Source organism: Devosia riboflavina (genome assembly GCF_000743575.1).
GTDB lineage: Bacteria > Pseudomonadota > Alphaproteobacteria > Rhizobiales > Devosiaceae > Devosia > Devosia riboflavina.
Window position 1 is genome coordinate 95,868 of the sequence record NZ_JQGC01000010.1, and the last position, 25,494, is coordinate 121,361.

The following is a 25,494-nucleotide window of genomic DNA, read 5'->3' on the forward strand; positions in this document are numbered from 1 at the left end:
CTTGTCCCGGCGATCCAGGCCGCGGGGAGATGGATTGCCGGGACAAGCCCGGCAATGACGACGGGAGGAAATTCCCAGCCATCCGCCAAATGGCGCGGGCTCGTACCGAAAGGCGCCCGCCGTGTCCGCTTTGTCCTTGCAAGGGCTGGCACGGCGCGAAAAGCATGCTATTCAGGCCGCCTTGCAGCGATTGGCGCTGCATATTCCTAATTTCTGGAGACTGAAAATGTCGATCAAGGTGACGTTCCCCGATGGTGCAGCTCGCGAATATCCGCGCGGCACCACCGGCACCACCGTGGTCGAAGGGATCTCCAAGAGCCTGGCCAAGAAGACCATCGCCATGCGCTGGAACGGCGTGCTCTCCGATCTTTCGGATGCGCTCGACGCCGATGGCAAGATTGAGTTCGTGACGCGCGATTCCGGTTCCAAGGATGCGCTCGAACTCATTCGCCATGACGCAGCCCACGTGCTGGCCGAGGCCGTGCAGGAGCTTTGGCCCGATACGCAGGTGACCATTGGTCCCGTGATCGAGAACGGCTTCTACTATGACTTCTACCGGCCGGCTGGTCCGTTCACGGAAGATGAGCTGCGCGTCATCGAAAAGAAGATGAGCGAAATCATCGAGCGTGGTGCGGCCTTCACCAAGGAAGTGTGGACACGCGACCAGGCCAAAGACTGGTTCGAAGCCAAGGGCGAGGCCTTCAAGGTCGAGTTGGTCGACGCCATTCCGGCTGACCAGTCGATCAAGATGTATGCTCAGGGCCAGTGGAAGGACCTTTGCCGCGGCCCGCATATGCGGACCGTGAAGGATGTCGGCCAGGCGTTCAAGCTGACCAAGGTGGCCGGCGCCTATTGGCGTGGCGACAGCAATCGCGAAGTGCTGAGCCGCATTTACGGCACTGCTTTTGCCACCAAGGAAGAGCTCGACGCTTACCTTCTTATGATGGAAGAAGCGGAGAAGCGCGACCATCGCAAGATTGGCCAGGACCTGGATCTCTTCCACTTCCAGGCCGAGGCGCAGGGGTCGGTCTTCTGGCACCCGCGCGGTTTCGTCATCTACAACCAGATGGAAGCCTATATCCGTCGTCGTCTCAATTCCTCGGGCTATGTGGAAGTGAAGACGCCGCAGTTGATGCATTCCAAATTCTGGGAAATGTCCGGCCACTGGGGCAAGTATCGCGAAAACATGTTCGTGGTGCCCGATCAGGTGCCGAACACGGAAGATGACAGGCCGATCTTCGAGAACGAAGGCGACCTCTTGGCGCTGAAGCCGATGAACTGCCCGGCTCATGTGCAGATCTTCAACCAGGGCATCAAGAGCTATCGCGACCTGCCGCTGCGTATGGCCGAGTTCGGCTGCTGTCACCGCAACGAGGCCCATGGTGCGCTCCATGGCCTGATGCGCGTGCGGCAGATGACCCAGGACGACGCGCATATCTTCTGCCGCGAGGACCAGATTCAGAGCGAGACGGAGCACTTCGTGCACCTGCTTTATTCGGTTTATGGGCACCTCGGGTTCGACAATGTCGTCATCAAGCTCGCGACGCGGCCGGAGAAGTACGGTGGCACCATCGAGCGTTGGGATGCGGCCGAGAAGGCGCTGGGCGATGCCCTGCGCGCGACCGGCTATGACTTCGAGATCGCCGAAGGCGAAGGCGCGTTCTATGCACCGAAACTCGAATTCCATCTCAAGGATGCGATCGGTCGCTCCTGGCAGGTTGGTACGCTGCAGCTCGACTATGTGCTGCCCGAGCGCCTTGGTGCGACCTATGTGGCCGAGGACGGTAGCCGGCAGTTTGCCGTGATGCTGCATCGCGCAATATTGGGATCGCTCGAGCGCTTCATCGGCATTCTCATTGAAAACCATGCCGGCAAGATGCCGATGTGGCTGGCGCCGACCCAGGTTGTCGTGGCGACCATCGTTTCGGAAGCGGATGAATATGGCCAGAAGCTGGTGAACCAGTTGAAGGCCGTGGGCATTCGAGCCGAGCTCGATACCCGCAACGAGAAGATCAACTACAAGGTGCGCGAGCACTCGGTGCAGAAGGTGCCGCTGATGTTCGTGGTGGGCAAGCGCGAGGCTGAGGAAGGCACGGTTTCCGTGCGTCGCCTGGGTACCGAGGGCCAGCAGGTTCTACCGTCGATGGAAGCGATCGTTGCGCTGATGGCCGAGGCGACCCCGCCGGATCTCAAGGACAAGGCGCAGGCAGCTTAAGAATGCCGCAGCGTCCGTCCAATCGCGAAATGAAGGCGCTCTTTCATCTGGGCGAGGACAATGTCCTCGGCCCGGATGACTTCAAGGATATCGGCGAGAAGACTTTTGCCGGCATGCTGAAGAAGAAATGGGTGGAAGAGGTCGAGCCCGGAAAATTCCGGACGACCGAAAAGGGCCGCATCATTCATGATGAAGAGGTCTATTTCACCGGACGCTGGAAACGCTAAGAGAGGAGCGGGATCGTGGCAGACCCAATCGCCATTACCCGCTCCGTTTCGATCGATCCTAATGAGATCGAGGAGACGTTCGTGCGCGGCACAGGTGCCGGCGGGCAGAACGTCAACAAGGTCGCAAGCGCGGTGCAACTGCGCTTTGACCTCCAAAATTCTCCCAACATTCCAGAGCCGATGAAGCGGCGTGTGGCCGCGCTGGCGGGGAGCCGGCTGACCAAGGACGGCGTCATTGTCATTCTGGCCAATATTCATCGCGACCAGCCGCTCAATCGGGCGGAAGCGCAGGCGCGGCTTGTGGCGCTGCTGCGCGAAGGGGCTTACCCGCCCAAGCCGCGAATTGCGACGCGCCCTACCCTTGCCTCCAAGACGCGGCGGCTAGACGCCAAAACCAATAGATCGGGAATCAAGCAGGGCCGTGGACGGCCTCGCGTTGACGAATAGGACTACTTTCATGAGCCTCAAATTTGGAACGAGCGGCGTGCGCGGGCTTGTCGTTGATCTGCAGGGGCAGCCGGCGCGGCGCTATGTGGCGGCGTTCCTCAAGCATTTGCAGGCTTCAGGGCAAATGGCAGGCGGGCGCGTGCTGGTGGGATATGACCTCCGGCCATCGAGCCCGGAGATTGCCGAGGATTGCCTGGCCGCGATTGCGCATGCCGGGTTCGAGCCCGTGGATTGCGGCGCGGTGCCGACGCCGGCTTTGGCGTTGCAGGCGATGACAACGCAGAGCGCGGCTGTGATGATCACAGGGAGCCATATTCCGGCGGACCGTAATGGGCTGAAGTTTTACAAGCCGGCCGGTGAGGTCAGCAAATCAGATGAGCAGGGAATCGTTGCAGCGCTGTCGGATGCCGACGTGCCGGACTACGATGAATCGGTACTCGATGAATTCGAGGAAACGCTGGAAGCCTATCGAGATCGATGCGTGGATCTGCTGCCGGTCGGTGCGCTCGAAGGCGTCAGGGTCGGGGTTTTCGAGCACTCTACAGTGTCGCGGGAACTGATGGGCGAAGTGCTGGCGGCACTTGGCGCGCAGGTCGTGTCGCTGGGGCGAAGCGACGTCTTTGTGCCGGTGGATACCGAGGCGTTTTCGGATGCCCTGTTTGCTCCCCTGCCCGGCTGGGTTCGGGATCAGAAACTTGACGCGATCATCTCGGCCGATGGCGATGCGGATCGGCCGCTGGTGATGGATGGGAGTGGCAATTTCGTGCGCGGCGACGCACTGGGCCTGCTGGCAGCGCGGTTCCTCGACGCCAAGACGGTGGTGACGCCGGTGACGTCCAATTCGGCCATCGAGCATACTGGATATTTTGACCAGGTCGTGCGGACGCGCGTGGGCTCGCCTTTCGTCGTTGCCGAAATGGAAAAGGCCGAGAAGGTCGTGGGCTTTGAGGCCAATGGCGGCACGTTCGTGGGCAATGGGTTTGACCTGATGGCGCTGCCGACGCGCGATGCCATCCTGCCCGCTATTGCGGTGCTGGGGCTGGCTGCACGGGAGAAGATTTCGGTGGCCGAACTCGTGTCGCGCCTGCCGCTGCAGGTGGCGGTGGCGGATCGGCTGCAGAATGTGCCGGCAGAGCGGAGTGGTCCGTTCCTCGATCGGTTGCAGAAGGATGCGGCCTATGCCGCCGAAGTCTTCGCGCCCAATGAGATCGCCGATGTGAATGCGATCGATGGATTGCAGTTTCACCTGACGAGCGGAGAGACCGTGCATTTCCGGGCTTCGGGGAATGCGCCGGAGCTGCGGTCCTATGTCGAGGCTGGGACGGAAGCGCGGGCGAAGGAACTGCTGGCTTGGTCTATGGCGGCGCTGGAGAAGGCGGTTCGCTGAAGTATCGGGGCACGCCCTCGTGGTTCGAGGCTTTGCTTTGCAAAGCGCCTCACCATGAGGGTTACTGTGGTGCCTTTGTTCACGCGAGAGCGGGAAGTATTGGTTTTGCCCAGAAACGAAGGTCCCCGCTTTCGCGGGATGACACCGTGGCTGGTGGGAGATCGCAGGTAGCTAACTACCGAAACGTTTGGGGCGGCCAATGGCCGCCCCTTTTGATTCTTACTTGGTCGAGGCGGTGATGTTGACCTTGCCGATCAGGGTGGTCGGGTCTTCTTCGGCGGTCATGAAATCGACCATGCCGAGGCCGGGGTCGGTCTTGGCTTCGATGCCGATATTGAGCGATTTGGCCGTGCCGCTAACGAACTGGTTGATCGCCGCGCCAAGCTTGGCCGCGTCAGCAGCGCCGGCCATCATGCCGATGACGGTGCCTTCGGCAAGACCAGCGAAGACCGGGCGCAGGGTGGCTGGGTCGGCGCCCTGTTCCGCGGCGGCGGCGGCCAGGATGATGTCGGAGAGGCCGGCATCGGTGACATCGAGGTTGAGCGCCTTGATGGCGACGCCCATGCCGGCCATCAGGGCTTCGTTTTCATCGAGCGAGAACAGGGCTTCGGTGGCGTTGGCGATGGTGCCGGAGAGAACGACGGTCGCGAGGTCGACGCCCGAGACGGAAACTTCCTCAACATCGATGCTGCTGGTATCGGCATTCCAGGCAGCGGCGAGGCGGAAGCCGGCGTCGATCTTGGTGATGCCAAGGGCGATCAACTGCTGGAGCTGCTCGTCCTGGGTATCCTCCGGCAGTGCGGCGCGGATGCCGCTGGCGGAGGTATCGATGACGCTGGGGATGCCGTTGATATAGCTCGCGAGCGACAGGTCGAAATCGTCAATATCGGCCACGATGCGTTCGCCATCGGCGTCCGGATCGGGAATATCGATGGCGAGACCCGCGAACGAGAAACCGTCAAAGGCCGGGATCAGGGCGCGGGCATTGGCTTCGAGCCAGGCTTCGTCGACCTCTTCCGGAGCGCCGGCCAGGGCGGCGATGGTGGAGGACAGGTCGAATTGCTTGAGGGTGAAATTGCCCAGGGTAATCGAGCCGTCGCCTTCCACATTGATCAGGAAGTCGTTCATCGAAATCTGCGGATAGATGCCCGGCGACATGCCGGCCATGGTCATATTGCCGATTTCGAAGGTCATCGGGCGGCCGTCGTCATCGGTGCCGGAACAGGAAAAACCGTCAAAGGTGAATTCCGAGCTCTCGAAGGCCGTGAGGATATCGGCATACATGCGCATGAATTTGCCCATCAAGGCCGGATCGGCCATTTCCGGGTCGTCTTCCATCTGCTGGGCAAGCGTCATGATCTCGACGAAAGAGGTCTCGATCGGACGGCCACGAACTTCGGCGCCGCTGACCGGACCGAATTCGCAACTGACGTCTTCCGCTTCGAACGTGCCGCCTTCCATCAGGAAATCGGCATAGAGCGTTTCCATCTCGGTGGAGCCGCCGGCATCGACGAGGCCATAAATGCCGAGCATGCCGCCGATATTGAAGTTGGTGGCCGAGGTGCTGCCCATTTCGGCATGACCGTCCTCGACATCGAAGCTGGAGCCTTCGAGGCTCGCGCTGGCGGCGACGCCATCGACCACGTCTTCAAGGACGAGATTGGTGAAGGTGAGAACGCCTTCTTCCTTTGTGCCATCGACGGTGGAGGTGACCGTCAGGACGATTTCCGGAACCGTGATGCTTGATGCATTGAGGCCGGCGAGCGCATCGGCGTTTTCGACCAGCGCACCGCTGAGAATCGCCTTGATGGTGTCTGCATCGATGCTGGAATCAACCGCGTCGACGCTGGGAATGGAAACGGAGAATTCTGCGGGTTCTGACGCTGCCGCCTGCTCGGCAGGCTTGGTCTTGACCTTCTGCGCCATTGCCGGCGCAGCGGGCAGCGCAACGCTGACTAGACATGCTGCGGCGATCCCTGCCAGGCCACGCCTGGTGACGATGTTCAAAGTCATGGTTTTCTCCCAATTGCAGGCGACGCCAGCACCATGCCGCCCAACTGTCTCGGCTTTAAGGCATATAGGCCTATTTTCGGGCAGGCAAATGCAAGTGGTGTGACGACGGGGTTTTGGGGTTTGCGGGAGTGGCGGTTGGTGCCCGTCGCCTCACCGCCCCGTCGTCACCACCGGGCTTGTCCCGGTGGTCCCCAGCGGAGGTGAGATGGATTGCCGGGACAAGCCCGGCAATGACGAAGGACTGGTTGCGCCGCGCAGAATCTACGAGTGCTTCCGCTCGAAGAGCCCGACCATGAGAAGGCCGGCAAAGAAGCCGCCGAGATGCGCCTGCCAGGCGACGCCGAGGCTGGCGCCCATGAGCAGCGGTGCGAGGGGCACGGCGGCGTTGAGGACCAGCCAGATCAGCGTGAAGAATCGGGAGCGCGGATTGACGAAAACCTCGCGCAAGCTGGCGAGGCGCCGGCCGAGGACCACGCGCTGGCCGGTCTCGGGGTGTTGCGCGTAGAGCACCGGCTGGAAGATGAACCGGACGGCAGCACCGGTTAGGCCGGCAACGCCGCCAGAGGCGCCGATGAGATAGGCGCCGGAATAGAGCGAGGTTGCCGCGAAGGCGGCGGCGCCGGCGGCGGCCGAAACGAGAAAGATCGCCAGCATGGGCCCTGCCCCATAGCGCCGGACAACCGGGCTGGCGAAGATGACAAGCCAAGCCACGTTGACGAGCAGATGATCCCAGCCGCCATGGAGGAAGGCATGGGAAAACGGCGTCCAGAGCAAGGGAATCGCGACGGAGATATCCTGCGGTGCCAAAACGATACGCAGCGGCTGGAAGGCGAACCAGAAATAGAGCTGAGTCTGTCCCGCCTCGTTAAGCACCATGGTTGCTGCCAGGTGAATCGCGACCAAAACGCCGACCAAAGCCGTTACGGCATTGGGCAGAAGGAAGATCGGCTCGCGCGGCGGGCGGCCTTGGGAACCGGGCATTTGCTCGGGTTCGCTCATCGATTTTCTCCCTAAAACCCTGTGCTGCGCGGCTTACGCAAAGCTTTTCCACATTGGGACAGCGGCGTTAACCTTAATTAATGTTTAAGCGGGCAATCGCCCTGCCGATTTGCCATTGTCGTCGGCGCGGCGAGACTCTCTCACGGAGATCGGATGCCGCTTATGAACAAGCGGGTCCTACCATGCAGATGCCGAGCACCAATACGCTCTATACCTATTGGAACACGATTCGTGGCGCCCGCAGCGCGCCCGACCGTAAGGACATCGATCCCACCCGCATTCGCGAGGCCCTGGCCAATACCTTCATCCTCGAACTCAATGATGAGGACAAGTTCTCCTTCCGCCTCGCCGGCTCGCACCTTTGCACCAGCTATTGCCGCGAATTGAAGGGCCGCTCCTTCTCCGCGCTCTGGCACGACCGCGACCAGGATGCGATGGAAACGCTGATCCGCGCCGTGACCGAAGATCACGCCGTGGCGCTTGTGACCTTCCAGGGCTCGACGGCGCTCCACACCAAGACATCCTTCGAGATGATCCTGATGCCGCTGCGTCACAATGGCTCCAGCCACACGCGCATTCTGGGCGGCATGACGGCCACGGAAGAACCCTATTGGCTCGGCGTGCAGCCGATCACCGAGCAGCGGATCACCGGTCTGCGCCTGATCTGGCCGGATGAAATGCCGCGCGAGGAATCGATGCCCGACGTTGCCGCCAGTGTGGTGAACGATGTCAGCTTTGCGCCGGCCGCTTCCAGCATGGCCATGCCGACGACGCTCTACGGCCGCAGCGCGCGCCGCTATGCGCACCTCGCCGTGATCGACGGCGGCCGCAACTAAGGCTGGTGCGACCGGGTCTCCCGGTCGCCTATCTCTCTGTCAGGGCGTTGCTTTCAGGCGGAATGCGCATCGCGTCGCTTCGGCCGAACGCCCCGACACCAACAAAGCGTTAACCGAGAATCGATAAGCTGTTTGCACTTTTACGTGCGGGCGGGGACCGGTGAACGCATGCTCAGTGACGATCTCGATTCAGCGCGCATGCCCTCTCCTTCGCAGCCCCGGGCTGTCGAGGGCCGCTTTCAGCGCGTCAAGGTTTCCATCCTTGGCCGCTATATGCTTGCCGATCGTCGTGAATTTCCCTGCCAGGTTTTGGAGATGTCGCCGGGCGATGCCGTGGTGATTGCGCCTGTGCCGGGAATCGAAGGCGAGCGCATCATTGCCTATCTCGACCATATGGGCCGCATCGAAGGCACCATTCTCAAGCAGGTCGATGGCGGTTTCCTGATGGATATTGCCGCGACGCCCCGCAAGCGCGACAAGATGGCGGCGCAGCTCACCTGGCTCGCCAACAAGGACGTGCTGAACCTGCCGGAAGATCGCCGGCACGAGCGCGTGGTGCCCGACCTCCGGCACTCCACCGTCGTTCTCGACGATGGCCGGCGCTATAACTGCAAGATCATCGACATTTCGCTCTCGGGCGCGGCCATCGAACTCGATGTGCGTCCGGCCATGGGCACACCGATTACGCTCGGCCGCATGCGCGCGCGCGTCGTGCGGCATTTCCAGAATGGCGTGGCCGTGGAATTTGCGGCGGCGCAGGAAATGCTCAATGTCGTGCAGCAGAATCTGCGCGTCATGAACTGAGGCCTGGCCTCTCTATCTCATACATCTACGGTATTATTCCCGCTTTCGCGGGAATGACGCCGTGTTTAGGGCAGCGTCTGTGCCAGCGTAAACGAGCCCTTACCTCGGTCGCTAAAACACAGATCAAACTCTCATAAAACACGCATAAAAACTGCTCGGCAGTTTTCGGACCGGGGCAAGTCGGCCCCCTTAGCGTGGTCTCCATCAGGGAGATCGCGTTATGGCAATCCGAAATAAGCGCCTGATGGCGGCCGGTATGGCTGCTGCGGCGCTCGCAATCTGGGCCCAACCCAGTGCGGCTATCGACTTTACCAATGCAGCCTATGTGCAGGTTGCAAGCACGAATACGTCCATTCCGGTGGGGCATCTGGATTTCTGCCGGTCGCGTCCCGGCGAGTGTCAGGCCAATGGCGCCGTCGTCGATGCCGTCAGCCTGACGGAAACCAACTGGCAGCAGCTCGTTTCCATCAACGCGCATTTCAACCAGACGATCATTCCGGTGACGGACCAGGAACTCTACCAGGTGGAAGAGTTCTGGACCTATCCTACGAGCGGCTATGGCGACTGCGAGGATTTCGTGCTCGCCAAGCGCCAGGCGCTGATCGAGGCAGGCTGGTCGCCCAGCACGCTGCTCATCGCCGTGGTGCGCCAGAGCGATGGCAGCGGCCATGCGGTGCTGATGGTGCGGACCGACCGCGGCGATCTGGTGCTCGACAACCAGGAAAGCGCCATCCGCGTCTGGAACGAGACGCCCTATCAATATCTCAAGCGCCAGTCGCAAGCGCATGCCGGCCAGTGGGTCGACATGTTCGATGATCGCATGACCATCGTGGCCGCCAACCAATAAGCTTTCCGGGTCCCGCCCGATACTTCCTGATAGGGACCTGATGAACAAGGCCGGCTCTCGCTGCAGCGAGGCCGGCCTTGTTGTATTCGGACTGCGTGGTCTTAGCGAATGGCGAAGACGTAGAGGCTCATGAAGAAGAGGCCGGTGACGAAGGCCCAACTGAAGCCGACGAGCGCGCCGATCAGCGCCGAGGTCATCGACAGCGTGCTGCTGTCCTCACGCTGCCAGCCCATATGCAGCATGATGTAGGGCCCGCAGACGATGCTCATGACCAGATGCCCGGCAGCGCCGGCGAGGCTCCGTCCATCCATGCGGAGCATGGCCTGCTGGCGGGACAGCGCCTGATAGAGATGCGTCCCAGCGCCCGCAATGCACAGCCCCACGCCTATGATGAACGCTGCAAGCAAAAGTTCGCGCGCCATCCCTGCCCTCCTGTGCCATCGACCCATGGCAATGTTAATTCTTTGGTAACCATATTGCGGCTGAAGTGATGTGTCACCTCCGCTTCAGAAAACTGGTTAACGCTGGCCATGTCCGCCCTGCCGCGCTCCGAACCCCGCATTTCCGGGCTTATGCAGAACCTGGCGGGTATTGCGCTGGTGGTTATGCTGGCCGCTTTGGGTGTGGCTTATCTTGTGGATGAAGCCGGCCGATCCGACGGACGCAAGGCGCCATCGCTCGAAGATGGCGAGGCGCTGGTGCAAACGGTCGGCGGACGCGAACTAACGATTCCCAAAAACTGGTTCCGCTTCGGCGAGCAGATGCAAAGCGGCTTTGTCGGCCAGGTCGATCTATCGGTGGAATTGCCGCTTGGACGGGTCGACGTGACGCTGCTGCCGCGCTCCCGGGCCAAGTCGAGCAGCGAACTGCTGGACAGCGTCTATGTGCACCAATTCGCCAAGGGCACGGAAACGGGCGTGCCGGGGCTCATCGGGCAGAAGCTCGAGGGCAATGGTTATGCCGGGGAAGTCATCTGGTATGACGCGCTGGCGCCAAAACCCTTTGTCGCCAAGTGCATAGACGCCATCGAGGCGGATGCGCCGGACAAATGCGTCCGCACCGTGCATCTCGCTAGCGGGCTCGCCGCTATCTATAGCTTTGACGAAACTTTGCTGCCGGCCTGGCGCGATTTCGACGCTGAAATGGGCCAGTGGCTGGAAAGGATCGGCGCCAACTAGTGTCGGCGCCGTTCAGTGAGATCAGTCGATATCGTCGAGGTCGATATCGAGGATCGACATCGAGAACATGTAGGACTTGTCGCCATCTTCGTCGTCGACGTGGATGAGGCCGATCGACTCGTCGCCGATGAAGACTTCCACCGAGTCGTTGAGCTTGGCACGGGGACGGACGTCGATGTTCTTGTTGTTGAACATGCGTTGCAGGAATTTCTGCAGCTTGATGATCTCGGGATGGTTCACGGCAATCGTCCTGCTGTTGGTTTTGCGCGCAATCTAGTGCCTCACGGGCCGCTGGCAACCCCCGGCACTGTCATTTTAGCGGTGACAACCTGCGGCAGAGACTTGCCCCGCCGGTCAGCCGTTGTCGTGCACGAGCACCATCTGGTCCATGACCAGCGCAGGCTGGGCACAACCGGCCTCGCCGATCACCTTGGCCGGCACGCCGGCGACGGTGGTGCGCGGCGGCACTTCCTTGAGGACAACCGAGCCGGCGCCGATGCGCGAGCAATCGCCGACGCGGATATTGCCCAAAACCTTGGCGCCGGCGCCGATAAGCACGCCATTGCCGATCTTGGGGTGGCGATCCTGATCAGCCTTGCCGGTGCCGCCGAGCGTGACGCCCTGCAGCATGGAGACGTTGTCGCCGACCACGGCCGTTTCGCCGATGACGAGACCGGTGCCATGGTCGAGCATGATGCCCTTGCCCATGGGGACGGCGGGATTGATGTCGACCTGAAAGACCTGGCTGGCGCGGCTCTGGAGATAGAGCGCGAAATCGCGGCGACCGGCCTTGAATAGGGCGTGGGCGAAGCGATGGGTTTGGATGGCCTGATAGCCCTTGAAATAGAGCAAGGGCTCGATGGCCCGGTGGCAGGCGGGATCGCGTTCGAGCGTAGCGGCGAGGTCGACGCGGGCGGATTCCCCGATGGTGGGATTGTCGCGCAGCACTTCGGCGAAGGTCTGTCGGATGATGTCGGCCGAAACGTCTTCGTGGTCGAGGCGGGAGGCGAGACGATGGGCCAGCGCTTCCTCGAAGGAATCGTGATTGAGCACGGTGGTCAGCGCCATCTGCCCGAGAGCCGGATCGGAATCGATGATCTGGCGAGCACCGACGCGCACGGCTTCCCAAACGGGATCGACCGACTTGATCTGCGCCGACTTCTGGGCATTGCCGCTCATGGCGTCCAACTCCGCTTTATCGAGACTTACCGATATAAGGCATTTGGTTGTTCAACACAAAGCCCCGGCATGCACTTTGGTTCACGGTTCCGCGGAAACGGGAAAAGTCCTGCTTAGGAACTCCAGGGCCGCCGCCTTGAATTTGGTGTCGCCCGTGGCGCGCATATGATCGCGCTTGGGGATGGTGAAGGCTTCGCCATGCGGGAGCAGTTCGGCCAAAGGCTCGGGCGAGCCGGCCATTTCGTCAGCCTGGCCCACAGCCACGAGTACGGGAACCTCGATTCGTCTGACATCGGCGCGGGCCATGGGCTGGCGCGACGTTTCCATGCAGGCGGCAAGGGCTTCGCGATCGGAGCCCGTGTGATCGGCGAAGATGCGGAACTGGCGGGCGGTCGGATGGGTCAGATCGGCAAGGCGGGGGGCGCGGAGGCCGGCGATGATATCGTTGCCGTCAGTCAGGCCATTGATGAGGTTCATGCCCATGCCGCCGAAGATGGCGGCGGCAACGCGCTCCGGATAGTTGAAGGACAGGAAGGCGGCGACGCGGGCACCCATGGAATAGCCGAGCACAGCGACGCGCTTTTCGCCGAGGTGGTCGAGGAGTGCGATGCTGTCTTCCATCATCCGCTCGGGATAATAGGCGTCGGGGTCATGTGGCTTGTCGGACTGGCCGTGGCCTCGGTGATCGAAGGTGATGGCCTTGTAACCCGCATTCACCAGCGTTTCGACCCAGCCGGTGTCGATCCAATTGACCCTGCCGCTCGAGGCAAAGCCGTGGATGCAGAGCACTGCAGGCCCCTGCCCGGCGGTTTCGTAGGCAAGGGAATATCCGCTGGACTGGAATTGGGGCATGGCAGGTTCCTTTTGGGGGAGTGTTTAGCTGCCTGAGGGGCGTTGGGCCAGTAGGCAAACGGCGCTCTGCAACCCAGCAGTAGCCCTCATGGTGAGGCGCTTTGCGCAGCAAAGCCTCGAACCACGGGGGCGTGGCGCTGCAGCATCGGGGCACGTCCTCGTGGTTCGAGGGTCGGCTACGGCTCCCACCTCACCATGAGGACTACTGCCATTTTGCGCCATCCTGCGACGCCCCGCCCCTTTCCTTACTGCCCCCACTTGGCTATGGTCCGGCGCAAAATACCGACCCCACAGGTTTGACCATGGCACACGGCACCACGCCCCATTTCCACAACACCGAAGGCCTCCGCAGCATCGAGGTTGGCTCCAAGGAGTTCCAGTGCGTCGGCGCCCTGCCCCCGTTCGATCATCCGCATATCTTTATCGATATGGGCAAGGATAACGAGGCGGTGTGCCCCTATTGCTCGACGCTCTATATCTTTAATGCCGAGCTTGGCTCAGGCCATTCCAACCCCGCTTCTGCGGTGTTCGAGGCGCACGCCGCCTGAGTTTGACCATGCCCGCCACGGGCCGTAACTATGTCATAGCCGGCGCGGGTATCTCCGGCCTTACGCTGGCGCTGACCCTCGCAAAGTTCGGGGCGACGGTGGTCGTGCTCGAACGTAATGCGACAATCCAGGAGGCCGGAGCCGGCCTCCAGAGCAGCCCCAATGCGCGCCGCATTCTCGACCGGCTGGGGCTTGCCGATTCCCTCTCGCGGACCGCCTTCGAGCCGGCTGCGCTCGACACCTATCAGCACGGAAGCTCCAAGCCGTTTTTCAGTATGGAGTTTGGCCCGATCATGGAGCAGCGGTTTGGCGCGCCTTATGCCGTGATGCACCGGGCGGATCTGGCGGATGCGCTCTACAAGGCCTCGCGGCGCTTTGCCAATATCGAAATCATCTTTGGCGTGCGCGGCTGGGATGTGGTTTCCCATGCGCGGGGCGTCACCGTTGCCGTGGACGAGGCCAATGGCCAGACGCGGACGACGCGCGCCAACGCCTTTATCGGGGCCGATGGTGTCCACTCCCATACGCGCCGGCAATTGCTGGAGGGCCCGGATGCGCAATTTGGCGGGCGGATTGCCTGGCGCGCGCTGGTGCCGGCCGACTCGGTGGCGAGCCAGATCGCCATGGACCGGGTTTCGGTGTTTTTCGGCAGTGGGCACCATCTCGTCTGTTATCCGCTGCCGCATCGCAAACAGGTCAATCTGGCCCTGTTCCTGCCGGGGAAAGCCGGCGACGATCAGACAAAGCCGAAGCTGAAGGGCAAGGGAGCGCTGGGCGTGATTCTGGCTGCGGCCGGCGAGAACTGGACGCCCTGGCCGCTCTACACGGTGACGACACCGGTTTGGCACCGGGAGAATATCGGCCTTATCGGGGACGCGGCGCATGCCATGGTGCCGTTCCAGGCGCAGGGGGCGGCCATGGGCATCGAGGATGCAGCAACGCTTGGCCCATTGCTGGTGGAACATGCCGAACCCGAAGCGGCCTTTGCGCGTTACGCGGCTGTCCGGCAAAGCCGCGTCAACCGAGTCGCAAAACTTTCGGCCAGCAATGGCCGCATTTTTCATATGAGATGGCCGCTATCCCTCGCGCGGGACACGGTCATGCGGCTTCAGGGGCCGCGGGCCCACCTCGACAGGCTGGGCTGGATCTACGGTTATGACGTCGCGCCGGGCGAAGGATCGCACTAGCCGCGTCAGCCCTTGCGTTGCAGGGGCGGCCCGTGTCAATTGCGCGACACAAGGGTAGACGACGAAGGGAACGGAATACCGCATGCAAGCTGCGACACGCTCCCGACTGACCCTTGCCTGCATCCTCATCACCATTCTGCTCGACATGATCGGCGTGGGCATCATCGTGCCCGTGCTGCCCGAGCTTCTGGAAGAATTGACGGGCGGCAGCGTCGCCAATGCGGCTGTCATCGGCGGTTATCTGGTCTTTGCCTATGCCTTGATGCAGTTCCTGTTTTCGCCGGTTTTGGGCAATCTTTCGGACCGTTTCGGACGGCGGCCGGTGCTGCTGGCTTCGCTGCTGGGGCTGACTTTCGATTATCTGATGATGTCGATCGCGCCCTTCGTCTGGTACCTGTTCATCGGCCGCATCATCGCCGGCATCGCGGGCGCGGCGCTGGCGACGGCGACGGCCTATATGGCCGATATCACCCCGCCGCATAAGCGCACGCATCGCTTCGGGCTGATCGGTGCCGCGTTCGGGCTGGGCTTTATTATTGGCCCCGTCATTGGCGGCGAATTGGGCGAACTCGGGCCGCGCGTGCCCTTCTTTGCAGCGGCCGGCATCGCCTTTGCCAATTTCCTCTTTGGGCTCCTGGTGCTGCCGGAAAGCTTGCCCAAGGCCAATCGGCGCAAATTCAATATCAAGCGGGCCAACCCGCTCGGCGCTGTAATGGCGCTCAAGCAATATCCGTCGGTGCTTTGGCTGCTGGCGGTGCTGTTTTTCCTGCAGCTCGCGACGCAGGCGCTGCCGACCATTTTCAGCTATTTCACGGTGGAAGTGTTCAACTTCACCTCGTCCACCATTGGCCGCACGCTGGGCGCCTTCGGTATCGGCTTTGCGTTCAGCCAGGCTGTTTTGGCAGGACCGCTTTCCAAGGGAATCGGCGAGCCGGCCGTGGGAATCGTCGGGCTGTTGTTTGCCGCGACGGCGTTCGCGGGAATCGCCTTTTCGGCCGATGTCTATCAGCTTTACCTGTTTATCGCGGTCGGGACCGTGAGCGGCCTCGCGCCGCCGGCCATCAATGGCGTGCTGTCGCGGCAGGTGCCGGACAATAGCCAGGGCGAATTGCAGGGTGCAGTGAATGCGGCGAGTTCGCTGGCGACGATCATCGGCCCGCTCGGCGCCACGCAGATATTCTCCTATTACAGCGCGCCCGACACGGCGCATTACTTCCCCGGTGCGCCATTCGTCGCTTGTGGCATTGCTGTGGTCATGGCGCTGCTGATTTTCGGCATTGCGGCGTGGAGATTTGAGCTGACGCACCGGCCGTCCATTGCCGACCACCCCGTCGCGCCGGACCTGCCGCCGCCGGGCCAGTTGCGCGTCGCCCCGATCGAGGATGATCCCGATGATAATCCGCCCCGCCGCTGAGGCCGACCAGGCCGCCATCATGGAAATCGTGGCGCCGGTTTTGCGCGCGGGCGAAACCTATGCCATCGACAGCGACCTCAGCGACGCGGCGATGCGGGACTATTGGTTCCTGCCGGCGCATGAGGTTTTTGTGGCCGAAGATGAGGGCGTCGTCCTCGGGACCTATTATCTGCAGGCCAACCAGCGCGGCGGCGGCAAGCATGTGGCCAATTGCGGCTACATGGTTTCTCCCAAGGCGCAGGGCAAAGGCATTGCCGGACGGATGTGCGAGCATTCGCAGGCGATCGCGAAAGAGCGCGGTTTCCGGGCCATGCAATTCAACCATGTCGTGTCGAAGAACACCCGCGCCGTGGCGCTGTGGCAGAAGCTGGGTTTTGCCATTGTCGGCACGCTGCCGCTGGCGTTCAAGCATCCGGTCCATGGCTATGTGGACAGCTATGTGATGTTCAAACCGCTGGTCTAGGATTTAACGCCAAGAGCGCAGAGACATCGGCAGTCGTCATCGCCGGCCCTGTCCCAGCAATCCAGCTTGGGGCGCCATGGACCACCGGGGCGAGCCCGGTGGTGACGACGAGGGGAGAGGTAAGCGTTCTTGATACCGGCCCCGAGATACAAAAAGCCCCGCCGAAGCGGGGCTTCTCTTTTTGGCTTACTTGCCGAGCGTCGACGGCCAGGTGCCGTGCAGGTCGCTGCCGCGGCCTTCGATTTCGAAGCCGTGGGCGCCGAAGAAGTCGCGCTGGCCCTGGGTCAGGTTGGCAGTGCCCTGAGCCTGGCGGTAGCTGTCGAAATAGCTCAGCGAGGCCGAAAGGCAGATCATCGGGAATTCGCCGACGGAGGCGGCGGCCACGACCTTGCGCAGGCTCGGGTGGCTGTCCTTCATGATGCCGACGAAATCGGGAACGACGAGCAGGTTGGTGGCTTCGCCCTTGGCATAGGCCGAGGACATCTGATCGAGGAAGCGCGAGCGGATGATGCAGCCGGCGCGCCAGATCTTGGCGATCGTGGCCAGCGGCAGCGACCAGCCGAATTCTTCCGAAGCCTTGTTGATGACGGCAAAGCCCTGGGCATAGGAAACGATCTTGCCGGCGAGCAGCGCCTTTTCGAGATCGGCGAGGGTCACATCGGTCTTGGCGCGGTTCGGCTTGCCATAGATGGCTTCGGCGGCGACGCGCTCGGACTTGCGCGAGGACAGCGAGCGCGCGGCGACCGCGCCTTCGATGGCGGTTGCCGGGACACCCATCTGCTGGGCGACGACAGCGGACCACATGCCGGTGCCCTTCTGGCCAGCCTTGTCGAGGATCAGGTCGACGAGCGGCTTGCCGGTTTCTGCATCGATGGCGTCGAGGACGTGGCCGGTGATTTCGATGAGGTAGGAATTGAGCGGACCCTTGTTCCATTCCTTGAAGACATCAGCGCATTCCTTGGCCGACATGCCGAGGCCATCGCGCATCACGCCGTAGATTTCGGCGATCATCTGCATGTCGCCATATTCGATGCCATTGTGGATCATCTTGACGAAGTGGCCAGCACCGCCTTCGCCGAGATAAGCGCAGCAGCTCTCGCCATTGAACTGTGCCGCGATGGCGGTGAGAACCGCCTCGGCATTGTGCCACTGTTCCTTGGAACCGCCGACCATGATGGACGGGCCGTGACGGGCGCCTTCCTCGCCGCCGGAAACGCCGACGCCGAGATAGCCGATGTTCTTGGGCTTCAGGTAGTCGAAGCGGCGCTGCGTGTCGGTATAGAGCGAATTGCCGCATTCGATGATGGCGTCGCCCGGCGACAGGTGCGGCAGCAACTGCTCGATCATGTCGTCGACCGGCTGGCCGGCCTTGACCATGATGATGATCGAGCGCGGTGCCTTCACCGCCTGCACGAATTCGGCAAGATCATATTTCGGGATGGTATTCTGGTCGAGGCCCTGGGCCTTGGCTTCCGCGACGAACTCGTCGATGCGGCCGGCCGAGCGGTTGTGCACGGCAACGGTGTAGCCTTTTTCGGCGATATTCAGCGCCAGGTTCGAACCCATAACCGCCAGGCCGATCAGGCCGATATCCGCAGTTGCCATGAAGCTTTCCTTCCGAGGTCTTCGTCGCCATCCGAGGCGTTTTGGGCCATGCGCAGGGTGCATAGCACTCGGAGGCGACAATGACCACAAAGCGAAAGACGATGAAAGTGCGGATCGTGCAAATTTCGACCATTTCACATTCTTGTATGGAAGATTTGAGCACGGCTTGCCTTGCAGTGCAACGGATGGCTAAGAAGGCGGGAGCTGCGGAGGAGCATGAACATGGACGGGCGTTCGCCATTCGACCTGACGGGACGACGTGCTCTCGTCACAGGCTCCAGTCGCGGGCTGGGATTTGCGATGGCCAAGGCGCTCGCCGGGGCCGGCGCGAGGATCGTGCTCAATGCCCGCGACGAGGTGGCGCTGGGCGCGGCGGCGGCTGACCTGGCAGAGACGGGAGCGGATGTGACCGCGCTCGCCTTCGATGTCACGAGCCCCGAAAGCGTCGGCGAGGCGGTGCGCCATTGCGAAAGCGAGATCGGGCCGATCGATATTCTGGTCAACAATGCCGGCATGCAGATTCGCGGGCCGCTCGAGACTTTCAGGCACGACGACTTCGAAAAGATCATGGCGACGCATGTGACGGCGACCTTCTCGGTCAGCCAGGCCGTGGCGCTGGGCATGATCGAGCGCGGGCGTGGCAAGATCATCAATATCTGCTCGGTGCTGACCGACCATGCGCGGCCGACCGCGGCGCCCTATGGCGCGGCCAAGGCGGCCATCGGCAATTTGACGCGCGGCATGGCGGCGGATTGGGCGCGAAAAGGGCTCAATATCAATGCCATCGCACCGGGCTATTTCAGGACCGAATTGAATTCGGCGCTTATCGCCGACCCGGCCTTCAATGCCTGGGTCGAACAGCGTACTCCTATGGGGCGTTGGGGAGAGGTCGAGGAATTGGGCCCGGCGGCAATTTTCCTGGCCTCCGATGCCTCCAGCTTTGTGAACGGACACATTCTCTATGTCGATGGCGCCTTCACCGCAGTCGTCTGAACCGGCCCGCATCATCATCGTGATGGGCGTCAGCTCCTCGGGCAAATCGACCGTGGGCGCGGCCCTCGGTCGGGCGCTGCACGCGCCGTTTCTCGATGGCGACCGGTATCATCCGGAGGCCAATGTGGAGAAAATGCGGGCGGGAATTCCGCTGACCGACGAGGATCGGTGGCCCTGGCTCGAAGCGCTGGCGGCGGCGCTGAAGGAAGCGGCCGAGAAAAAGAAGGGCGTGGCGGTCGGCGCCTGTTCGGCGCTGAAGCGGGCCTATAGAGATTTCATCACTGAAAAGGCCGGTGAGCCGGTGCTATTCGTCTATCTCCACGGCAGCCGCGAGGTGATCGGCGAACGGATGGCCAGGCGCAGCCACGAATATATGCCGACGAGCCTGCTCGATAGTCAGTTCGCAACGCTGGAAGTGCCTGATCCGGCGGTCGAGAACGTTCTGGTGGTGCCGGTGACCGACCCGGTCAATCGCATTGTCACGACGGTTACGGGCTCGCTCACGCACCTCAAATCGTTCAAGCGCTGGCAATAGTTTTTTGGCCGAACCGCCCCTGCCCATAGGCGACAATGGCGGCGGCGGCCACGACGACCAGGGCGCCCGCGAGGGCCCCGGCGGATGGGACAATGCCAAGCAGCAACAGGTCGAAGCCGAAGGCCCAGATGATGCCGGTATATTCGTAGGGCGCGAGAACCGAGACCGGCGCGCGGGCGACTGATTCCATCATCAGGACATGGCCAAGGCCACCGAGAAAGCCGGCCCCGGCCAGAAGTGCAAGTTCGCGCGGGCCGAGATCGACCCAGCCGAAAAGCGCCGTGGCGAGGCCCACCAGCGAGCAGATGATCGCAAAGGAGAGCGCAATCGCGGCCGGCGGCTCGGTGCGCGTGAGATCCTTTACCTGCACGCGGGAGAGCGCATTGGTGGCGGCCATGGCAATGCCGGCCCCGATGCCGATCAGGGTACCATCGCGCAGCTCGGCGCCAATAAGGGCGGGATAGAGCATCAGCACTATGCCGGCAAAGCCGAGCAGCACCCCGACGAAAATGGTCGGGCCCGGGCGTTCGCGGAGAAAGACCATGGCGGCGGCGATCGAGAGGATGGGTGCGAGATAGGTGAGCGCGGTCGCAAGGCCCACCGAGAGATAGCGCAAGGAAACGAAAGAGAAGAACATCACCGCGCAGCCGAGGAGGCCGCGCACCAGGTGCTTGTGCGGATAGCGCGTGCGGACCGCCTGGCCGAGTTCGCGGCGGATCGCGAGATAGATCAGGATCGGCACCAGAGCGACGAAACTGCGCCAGAAGATGATCTGTCCGGTGGGCACGAGTTTTGCGACTTCGTGCACGGCGGCGGACATGGCCGCCATGACGGCAAGGCCTCCGGTGGACAGCCAGAGGGCGGTCGAAATGTTCTGCTTGGGCATAAAAAGGAGTCGCAAGGCGGGGATGGAGAAGCTCTAGTCCGGACCGCCCTGCCCTGCAAGTCACTGAGCCAATTAGCGTTCCAGAATGGCCTTGCCGCGGGGCGAGATACGGTAGCCGGTTTCGAGGCTTTCGGTGAGGCCGAGGGTTTTGAGGCGACGAACGCGGGTCTTGAAGACCTGCTTTTCCATGCCGAAACGGTCGGCGAGTTGTTGGGCGGAGAGGCCTGGATTTTCTGCGATGCTGGCGAGAACCGCCCTCGTCCATGGGGCCTCGCCATCCATGCGCGCCAGCTTCGCCTGAACTTCGGAGAGATCGTCGAGCGAGGCGCGCAGCGCGATGCGGGGATCGGCACCCAGATGGTGGAGGCGGATGCGGTAGAGCTGGCCTTCGCCGCGTTTTGCCAGCGTCGCCATGAGATCTCTCGCATCCGAAAAACCGGCGCGGCGGGCGTCTTTGTCGTCGATGTCATCGCTGATTGGCTCGACGGCATCGATGGCGAGGGTTCCGACGGCCGTCAGCAGCGTCCCACCGGCTTTGACCGTTGGCCGTCGCCAGCGACGAAATTGCGTGTCTACCCTGCCGCTCGCAATGGCTTCGAGATCGACGATCCTGATGAGCATGACGCCCTCCCGTGCCGCAAAATATTAGCGGAGTACGGGAGGGCGGCAAGCGGCCTATTGGGCGACGTAGCCGCCATCGACCAGGTGATAGGAGCCGGTGATGTTCGACGCTGCATCGGAGAGCAGGAACGCGGTCAGCGCTGCGACTTCATCCGAGGTACCCAGCCGTCCGATCGGATGGACGGATTTGAGGTAGTCCAGGGTTTCCTTGGGCAAGGCGGATAGGAGCGGCGTGTCGATGAAACCGGGCCCGACGGCCGTGACGCGAATGCCCTTTTTGGCATAGTCCACCGCGGCCGACTTGGTCATGCCGACCACGCCGTGCTTGGCGGTGACATAGGCCGGTGCATTGGGAAAGGTCACCGAGCCGAGGATGGAGGCCATGTTGACGATGGCGCCACCGCCTGCCCTGAGCATGGCGACGATCTCGTACTTCATCGAATAGAAGACGGAATTGAGATTGACGTCGATAACCCTATGCCAGTCGTCGAAGGAATAATCGCCGAGGGGAGCGGAAGCGCCGCCAATGCCGGCATTATTGACCGCCAGATGCAGGGCGCCAAAGGTGTCGACGGCGAACTGGACAGCCTTCTCCACCTGATCGGCCTTGGCGACATCGACAGCTACCGCGGCCGCTTCGCCGCCGGCGGCCTTGACCGCATCGGCAACCGCCTGCGCGCCTTCGAGCTTGAGATCGGCAACCACAACCTTGGCGCCGCGCGCGGCAAGCTGCTTGACGACCGCCTCACCGATGCCCGAGGCACCACCCGTTACGAATGCGACCTTGCCTGAAAAATCCTGGGACATAGCACTCTCCTGTTGGTTCCCTTGGAGATATGTCCCCTTTGCCAGGTGGCAACCATGATCGAGATCAAACCGCGGCGAACAAAGTGTTCGTGCGATATCCGCAATTAGTCGGGAATGCCGGGGTTACGCGACAGGCTGGCATTGGCATAGCGATCGTCTTCGCTGACTTCACGGCCGATCCAGGACGGGAGGGCCACGTGTTCGTCGGCCGATCGCATCTCGACCTCCGCCACGATCAGGCCCTCATGCTGGCCTTCGAAAACGTCGACCTCCCACACATGGGCTTCGAACGGCACCTTGTGGCGGCGCTTTTCGACGATGTTGGGCTTGGCGATCTCCATGAGCTCGCGCGCATCTTCGAGCGGAATGGCATATTCGAACTCGGCCCGGGAAATGCCTTCCGGCCTGCCCTTGAGCGTCAGCACAGCCTCGCTGTCGTCATAGATGCGCACCCGCACCGTGGCCTTGGCGCTGGTCGAAAGATAGCCCTGCTGCAGGCGCGCCGAGCTTTCGATGCCCGACTTCCAGCCATCGCCCGAAATCAGGAATTTGCGCTCGATTTCCTGCGCCATATCAGTCGTCCTTTGGGAGAAGTTTCCAGAATTTTTCGAAGCGCGAGACCAGCGCCTTGGGGCTGTCCACGATCAATTGCCGGCCGAGGGCGAACGCTTTCTTGGCCAGATCCTCCTGGCGGCACGAGATGGCTTTGGCAACGGTCTCGTCGAGAGGCCCGGCGAGCGCTTCCAGCCCGTCGTCCAACACTGCCAGATTGTGGTGGTCGCCAAGATATTCCCCGAGAATATCAAGCTGATCGCGACGAGCACCCAGGCGATCCGGCGCACAGTCTTTCAGGAGGGTGACCTGAAACCAGTGCCCCTTCGTTTCCTTGCGCCACTCGTGAAAATCCTCGTCTTCGCCGGTTTTTTCCGCCTCCTTGAGGCGTTTTCGCATGCGCGCATAGGTGTCGTGCAGGCCGGGCTCGATCAGGGCGAAACCCTGTGCGTCGAAATTCCAGTGTTTGACGCGCTTCCGCGCGGAGGCCATGGCCTCCGCAAAGCCATCGAGGAGGCCGGTGCGATCCTCTTGCCGCGAGACGCGCCGGACATTGTCTTCGAGGCGGCTGCGCAGGGCGTTGCGGGTTTCGCTGGGCTCGTCCTTGAACAGCGCATCGAAGGTTTCGAGCATGACCGCAGCATCGCGGGACGCGGACAGCGCATTGGCGGCATCGCGAAAGGCCGCGTTTTCCGTGGCGAAATCGGGGAAATTGGGTCGCACGAGACGCAGCAGGCCGCGGATTTTCTTGCAGCGGCGGCGCAGCTCATGAACCGTGTCGTCGAAATCCTCGGAGGCGGCGATGTCGTCCAGGGCGGCATCGATCTGTTCGGCAGCGATTTTCCGGACCTGGCTTCCCACCTTGCTGCGCTGGCTGAATGAAAAACCCATGATGCCCTTCTAGAACGCGAACTGCATCTGGCCGGGCGGCGCGCCCATACTGACGCCTTCGAGCGCCAGCATGGCGCGCTTGCTACTGGTGCCGCCGGGGGCAGAAAAACCCCCTGCCCCGTTGCCCGCGGCGAGGACACGATGACACGGAATGATGAGCGGAATGGGATTGGCACCCATGGCCTGGCCCACGGCGCGCGACAGGCCGACGTCGCCGAGCTTGCGCGCCATGTCGCCATAGGTGGTGGTCTTGCCCCAGCCGATGGTGAGGAGGATATCGTAGCAGCGGCGATGGAAATCGGGTACGCCCGTGAGATCGAGACGGACGGCGGAAAAATCGACCTGCTGGCCGTCGGCATAGTCTTCGACCTGGTCGAGAACAGCGGCCATAGCGCGATCGGGCTCGGCGGGTTTGGCGCCAAGCTTTGCCATGCGTTCGGCGATTTCCGCAGGCTCGCCACCGGGCAAATAGACTCGGCGAACGCCGTGGTCAGTCCAGACCAGGGCGAATTCACCGAGCGCCGTTGCAAAGGTGGTGCTGTACATGACCTCATCTTAGCGCGCCGTCGCACGTGCCGCAAACGCTTGGTCAAACAGGCAAACCTCTGCTAGAGGGCAGGCATGCCCGGTCCCATGCCCACATTGCTCGACTATTTTCCGCCCACAGATCCCTATCTCAACGTCCTCCATGTGGACGACGATATTCTGGTGGTCGACAAGCAGAGCGGGCTGCTCAGTGTGCCCGGCAAAGATCCGAGCCTTTGGGACTGCATTGAATATCGTGCGCGGCAAACCTGGCCGACGGCGGGCATGTGCCATCGGCTCGACAAGGATACGTCTGGCGTATTGGTGATGGCGCTCAACAAGCGCGCCCATGGCCGCATCGGCAGCCAGTTCGAGCACCGGCAGACGACGAAGAGCTATGTGGCGCGGGTTTCCGGGGTAATTGCCGAGGACAGCGGCGTCATCGACTTGCCGCTGGCGACCGACTGGGAAAACAAGCCGCGCCAGCGCGTCGACTATGAAAATGGCCGCCACGCCAAGACCGAATGGGAAGTGATCGAGCGCGAGGCCAATGCGACCCGCGTAAAACTCGTGCCGCTGACCGGGCGCACACACCAGTTGCGCGTGCACATGAAGGCACTGGGTCACGTCATCTTGGGCGATGCCTTCTATGCCGAGGGCGACGACCTCAAGGCGGCGGACAGGCTGCAACTGCACGCAGCGGAACTGGGCTTTACCCATCCGACCACGGGCGAATTCATGACCTTCGTGGCGCCGACGCCGTTCTGATCAGTCTTCGAAGGCAACTTCGATGCGTTGGAAAATGCTGCCTTCCTTCATGGTGTCGAGCCATTTGCGGAAATCCGGTACGTCCGTGAAGCCGGCGCGCTTGGCATCGGCATCGGTAACGTCGTCCGCACTCATGTCGATGACCGACTTGATCGAGAGCAGGCCCAGCTTGGTCTTGAGCGTACCCCCGGTTTTGACCGTGGGGCGATTCCAGCGGCGGAAGATGACGTCGACCTTGCCGGCCTTGATATCTTCGAGGAGAGCGAGTTTGAGGAGCATCAGTCGAGAACCGCCGTGGCTGTGATTTCGATTTTTAGACCCTTGGCCAGCAGCTCCTTGACGACAACCGTCGCGCGGACCGGGAACGGCTGCTGGGTGAAGAATTCGCGATAGACCGCATTCATACCGGCGGCATCGGCGCTGTCGGTGAGAAAAATCTGCACCATGACGAGATTGGCGAGCGTACCGCCGGCGGCTTTGACGCCGATCTCGATATTCTGGATGCAGCGGCGGGCCTGGGCCTCGATGCCGCCTTCGACGATATCGCCGGTGACCGGGTCTTCGGCGATGGCGACGAGCCAGACGTGCTTGCCGGCGCGCACGGCGTCATTGATCGGCGCGGAGGATGGCGCGATGCCGGTTTCGATGCGTTCGATCATCTCGTCTCCGGGGTTGAGAATCGTCTTGCCGCAATTGTCTTGCGCATCGCCTTGTG

30 protein-coding genes are annotated in these 25,494 nt (G+C 62.2%); 15 read left to right on the plus strand and 15 right to left on the minus strand.

All coding sequences use genetic code 11. The annotated features are described in order from the left end of the window. Positions 1-226 precede the first annotated feature (226 nt). The 4 genes from thrS to JP75_RS12255 are packed head-to-tail and all read left to right on the plus strand — an operon-like array spanning position 227 to position 4,276. Positions 227-2,215 (plus strand): threonine--tRNA ligase, encoded by a 1,989-nt coding sequence (gene thrS / locus JP75_RS12240; RefSeq protein ID WP_035083267.1) that lies wholly within the window; start codon positions 227-229, stop codon positions 2,213-2,215. Between the two features lie 2 nt (positions 2,216-2,217). After that, the gene (locus JP75_RS12245; protein WP_035083268.1) at positions 2,218-2,442 is read left to right on the plus strand and encodes a hypothetical protein; all 225 of its coding nucleotides are present in this window, start codon (positions 2,218-2,220) and stop codon (positions 2,440-2,442) included. Positions 2,443-2,454: 12 nt separating this feature from the next. Continuing rightward, a complete protein-coding gene (arfB, locus tag JP75_RS12250) occupies positions 2,455-2,889 on the plus strand; it encodes an alternative ribosome rescue aminoacyl-tRNA hydrolase ArfB (RefSeq protein WP_425277282.1) in 435 nt (144 codons plus the stop codon). 10 nt (positions 2,890-2,899) lie between these two features. Next, a complete protein-coding gene (locus tag JP75_RS12255; protein ID WP_035083270.1) occupies positions 2,900-4,276 on the plus strand; it encodes a phosphohexomutase domain-containing protein in 1,377 nt (458 codons plus the stop codon). Between the two features lie 219 nt (positions 4,277-4,495). On the opposite strand, the gene JP75_RS12260 is transcribed toward JP75_RS12255, so the two are convergent. Together JP75_RS12260 and JP75_RS12265 are read right to left on the minus strand one after the other, a co-directional pair. Further along, complete coding sequence (locus tag JP75_RS12260; RefSeq protein ID WP_035083272.1) at positions 4,496-6,289, minus strand: hypothetical protein; 1,794 nt, start codon at positions 6,287-6,289, stop codon at positions 4,496-4,498. Between the two features lie 261 nt (positions 6,290-6,550). Further along, positions 6,551-7,288 carry a rhomboid family intramembrane serine protease gene (locus JP75_RS12265; RefSeq protein ID WP_035083273.1) on the minus strand — a complete coding sequence of 246 codons (738 nt, stop codon included), beginning with the start codon at positions 7,286-7,288 and terminating at the stop codon, positions 6,551-6,553. Between the two features lie 182 nt (positions 7,289-7,470). On the opposite strand from JP75_RS12265, the gene JP75_RS12270 reads away from it, so the two are divergent. The 3 genes from JP75_RS12270 (at position 7,471) to JP75_RS12280 (ending at position 9,775) form a co-directional block, all read left to right on the plus strand. Then, entirely contained in the window at positions 7,471-8,124 is a 654-nt protein-coding gene (locus tag JP75_RS12270; protein ID WP_035083274.1) for a PAS domain-containing protein, read from the plus strand. Positions 8,125-8,322: 198 nt separating this feature from the next. Continuing rightward, positions 8,323-8,928: a PilZ domain-containing protein gene (locus tag JP75_RS12275; protein WP_152565828.1), complete on the plus strand. Its 606-nt coding sequence runs from the start codon at positions 8,323-8,325 to the stop codon at positions 8,926-8,928. Positions 8,929-9,148: 220 nt separating this feature from the next. Further along, positions 9,149-9,775, plus strand: coding sequence for a transglutaminase-like cysteine peptidase (locus JP75_RS12280; protein ID WP_035083277.1), 627 nt, complete (start codon positions 9,149-9,151; stop codon positions 9,773-9,775). 101 nt (positions 9,776-9,876) lie between these two features. On the opposite strand, the gene JP75_RS12285 is transcribed toward JP75_RS12280, so the two are convergent. Beyond that, positions 9,877-10,197 (minus strand): DUF6949 family protein, encoded by a 321-nt coding sequence (locus tag JP75_RS12285; RefSeq protein WP_035083283.1) that lies wholly within the window; start codon positions 10,195-10,197, stop codon positions 9,877-9,879. A 108-nt stretch (positions 10,198-10,305) separates the two neighbouring features. Between JP75_RS12285 and JP75_RS12290 the strand changes: the two genes are divergently transcribed. Beyond that, positions 10,306-10,953, plus strand: a complete 648-nt coding sequence (locus JP75_RS12290; protein ID WP_035083285.1) for a hypothetical protein — start codon at positions 10,306-10,308, stop codon at positions 10,951-10,953. Positions 10,954-10,974: 21 nt separating this feature from the next. On the opposite strand, the gene JP75_RS12295 is transcribed toward JP75_RS12290, so the two are convergent. The 3 genes from JP75_RS12295 to JP75_RS12305 all read right to left on the minus strand — a co-directional run bounded on the left by JP75_RS12295 (position 10,975) and on the right by JP75_RS12305 (position 12,984). Continuing rightward, a complete protein-coding gene (locus tag JP75_RS12295; protein ID WP_035083286.1) occupies positions 10,975-11,193 on the minus strand; it encodes a DUF3126 family protein in 219 nt (72 codons plus the stop codon). Between the two features lie 114 nt (positions 11,194-11,307). Next, entirely contained in the window at positions 11,308-12,132 is an 825-nt protein-coding gene (gene cysE, locus JP75_RS12300) for a serine O-acetyltransferase (protein WP_035083287.1), read from the minus strand. 81 nt (positions 12,133-12,213) lie between these two features. Further along, entirely contained in the window at positions 12,214-12,984 is a 771-nt protein-coding gene (locus JP75_RS12305; protein WP_035083288.1) for an alpha/beta fold hydrolase, read from the minus strand. 302 nt (positions 12,985-13,286) lie between these two features. Here JP75_RS12305 and JP75_RS12310 point away from each other — a divergent pair, with 302 nt between their 5' ends. The 4 genes from JP75_RS12310 to JP75_RS12325 all read left to right on the plus strand — a co-directional run bounded on the left by JP75_RS12310 (position 13,287) and on the right by JP75_RS12325 (position 16,596). Continuing rightward, the gene (locus JP75_RS12310) at positions 13,287-13,532 is read left to right on the plus strand and encodes a zinc-finger domain-containing protein (protein WP_035083289.1); all 246 of its coding nucleotides are present in this window, start codon (positions 13,287-13,289) and stop codon (positions 13,530-13,532) included. Between the two features lie 8 nt (positions 13,533-13,540). Further along, the gene (locus JP75_RS12315) at positions 13,541-14,719 is read left to right on the plus strand and encodes an FAD-dependent monooxygenase (protein WP_035083290.1); all 1,179 of its coding nucleotides are present in this window, start codon (positions 13,541-13,543) and stop codon (positions 14,717-14,719) included. A gap of 82 nt (positions 14,720-14,801) precedes the next feature. After that, positions 14,802-16,133 carry a TCR/Tet family MFS transporter gene (locus JP75_RS12320; RefSeq protein WP_051960653.1) on the plus strand — a complete coding sequence of 444 codons (1,332 nt, stop codon included), beginning with the start codon at positions 14,802-14,804 and terminating at the stop codon, positions 16,131-16,133. Continuing rightward, entirely contained in the window at positions 16,111-16,596 is a 486-nt protein-coding gene (locus JP75_RS12325; protein WP_035083292.1) for a GNAT family N-acetyltransferase, read from the plus strand. The genes JP75_RS12320 and JP75_RS12325 overlap by 23 nt, the downstream gene beginning before the upstream one ends. Before the next feature lie 186 nt (positions 16,597-16,782). On the opposite strand, the gene gndA is transcribed toward JP75_RS12325, so the two are convergent. Beyond that, on the minus strand, positions 16,783-18,201 hold the full coding sequence (gene gndA / locus JP75_RS12330; RefSeq protein ID WP_035083294.1) for an NADP-dependent phosphogluconate dehydrogenase: 1,419 nt from the start codon (positions 18,199-18,201) through the stop codon (positions 16,783-16,785). A gap of 222 nt (positions 18,202-18,423) precedes the next feature. Between gndA and JP75_RS12335 the strand changes: the two genes are divergently transcribed. Both JP75_RS12335 and JP75_RS12340 read left to right on the plus strand, forming a co-directional pair. After that, on the plus strand, positions 18,424-19,194 hold the full coding sequence (locus JP75_RS12335; RefSeq protein ID WP_425277281.1) for an SDR family oxidoreductase: 771 nt from the start codon (positions 18,424-18,426) through the stop codon (positions 19,192-19,194). Continuing rightward, positions 19,163-19,729 carry a gluconokinase gene (locus tag JP75_RS12340; protein ID WP_035083297.1) on the plus strand — a complete coding sequence of 189 codons (567 nt, stop codon included), beginning with the start codon at positions 19,163-19,165 and terminating at the stop codon, positions 19,727-19,729. Before JP75_RS12335 ends, JP75_RS12340 begins: the two co-directional genes overlap by 32 nt. Here the strand turns inward: JP75_RS12340 and JP75_RS12345 are convergent. The 6 genes from JP75_RS12345 to JP75_RS12370 form a co-directional block, all read right to left on the minus strand. Next, entirely contained in the window at positions 19,713-20,615 is a 903-nt protein-coding gene (locus tag JP75_RS12345; protein WP_051960654.1) for a DMT family transporter, read from the minus strand. The two genes, JP75_RS12340 and JP75_RS12345, sit on opposite strands and share 17 nt — an antisense overlap. A 72-nt stretch (positions 20,616-20,687) precedes the next feature. Further along, positions 20,688-21,236, minus strand: coding sequence for a MarR family transcriptional regulator (locus JP75_RS12350; protein WP_035083298.1), 549 nt, complete (start codon positions 21,234-21,236; stop codon positions 20,688-20,690). Between the two features lie 54 nt (positions 21,237-21,290). Then, positions 21,291-22,043: an SDR family NAD(P)-dependent oxidoreductase gene (locus JP75_RS12355; protein ID WP_035083300.1), complete on the minus strand. Its 753-nt coding sequence runs from the start codon at positions 22,041-22,043 to the stop codon at positions 21,291-21,293. 104 nt (positions 22,044-22,147) lie between these two features. Next, positions 22,148-22,615: a CYTH domain-containing protein gene (locus JP75_RS12360; protein ID WP_035083302.1), complete on the minus strand. Its 468-nt coding sequence runs from the start codon at positions 22,613-22,615 to the stop codon at positions 22,148-22,150. Between the two features lies 1 nt (position 22,616). Then, the gene (locus JP75_RS12365) at positions 22,617-23,486 is read right to left on the minus strand and encodes a CHAD domain-containing protein (RefSeq protein WP_035083303.1); all 870 of its coding nucleotides are present in this window, start codon (positions 23,484-23,486) and stop codon (positions 22,617-22,619) included. A 9-nt stretch (positions 23,487-23,495) separates the two neighbouring features. Beyond that, on the minus strand, positions 23,496-24,032 hold the full coding sequence (locus JP75_RS12370; RefSeq protein WP_035083304.1) for a methylated-DNA--[protein]-cysteine S-methyltransferase: 537 nt from the start codon (positions 24,030-24,032) through the stop codon (positions 23,496-23,498). Positions 24,033-24,107: 75 nt separating this feature from the next. Here JP75_RS12370 and JP75_RS12375 point away from each other — a divergent pair, with 75 nt between their 5' ends. Then, positions 24,108-24,779: an RluA family pseudouridine synthase gene (locus JP75_RS12375; protein ID WP_035083306.1), complete on the plus strand. Its 672-nt coding sequence runs from the start codon at positions 24,108-24,110 to the stop codon at positions 24,777-24,779. Here the strand turns inward: JP75_RS12375 and JP75_RS12380 are convergent, their stop codons facing one another. Both JP75_RS12380 and JP75_RS12385 read right to left on the minus strand, forming a co-directional pair. After that, positions 24,780-25,058: an ASCH domain-containing protein gene (locus tag JP75_RS12380; protein ID WP_051960655.1), complete on the minus strand. Its 279-nt coding sequence runs from the start codon at positions 25,056-25,058 to the stop codon at positions 24,780-24,782. Continuing rightward, positions 25,058-25,438, minus strand: coding sequence for a RidA family protein (locus JP75_RS12385; RefSeq protein ID WP_035083308.1), 381 nt, complete (start codon positions 25,436-25,438; stop codon positions 25,058-25,060). Before JP75_RS12385 ends, JP75_RS12380 begins: the two co-directional genes overlap by 1 nt. Positions 25,439-25,494 lie beyond the last annotated feature (56 nt).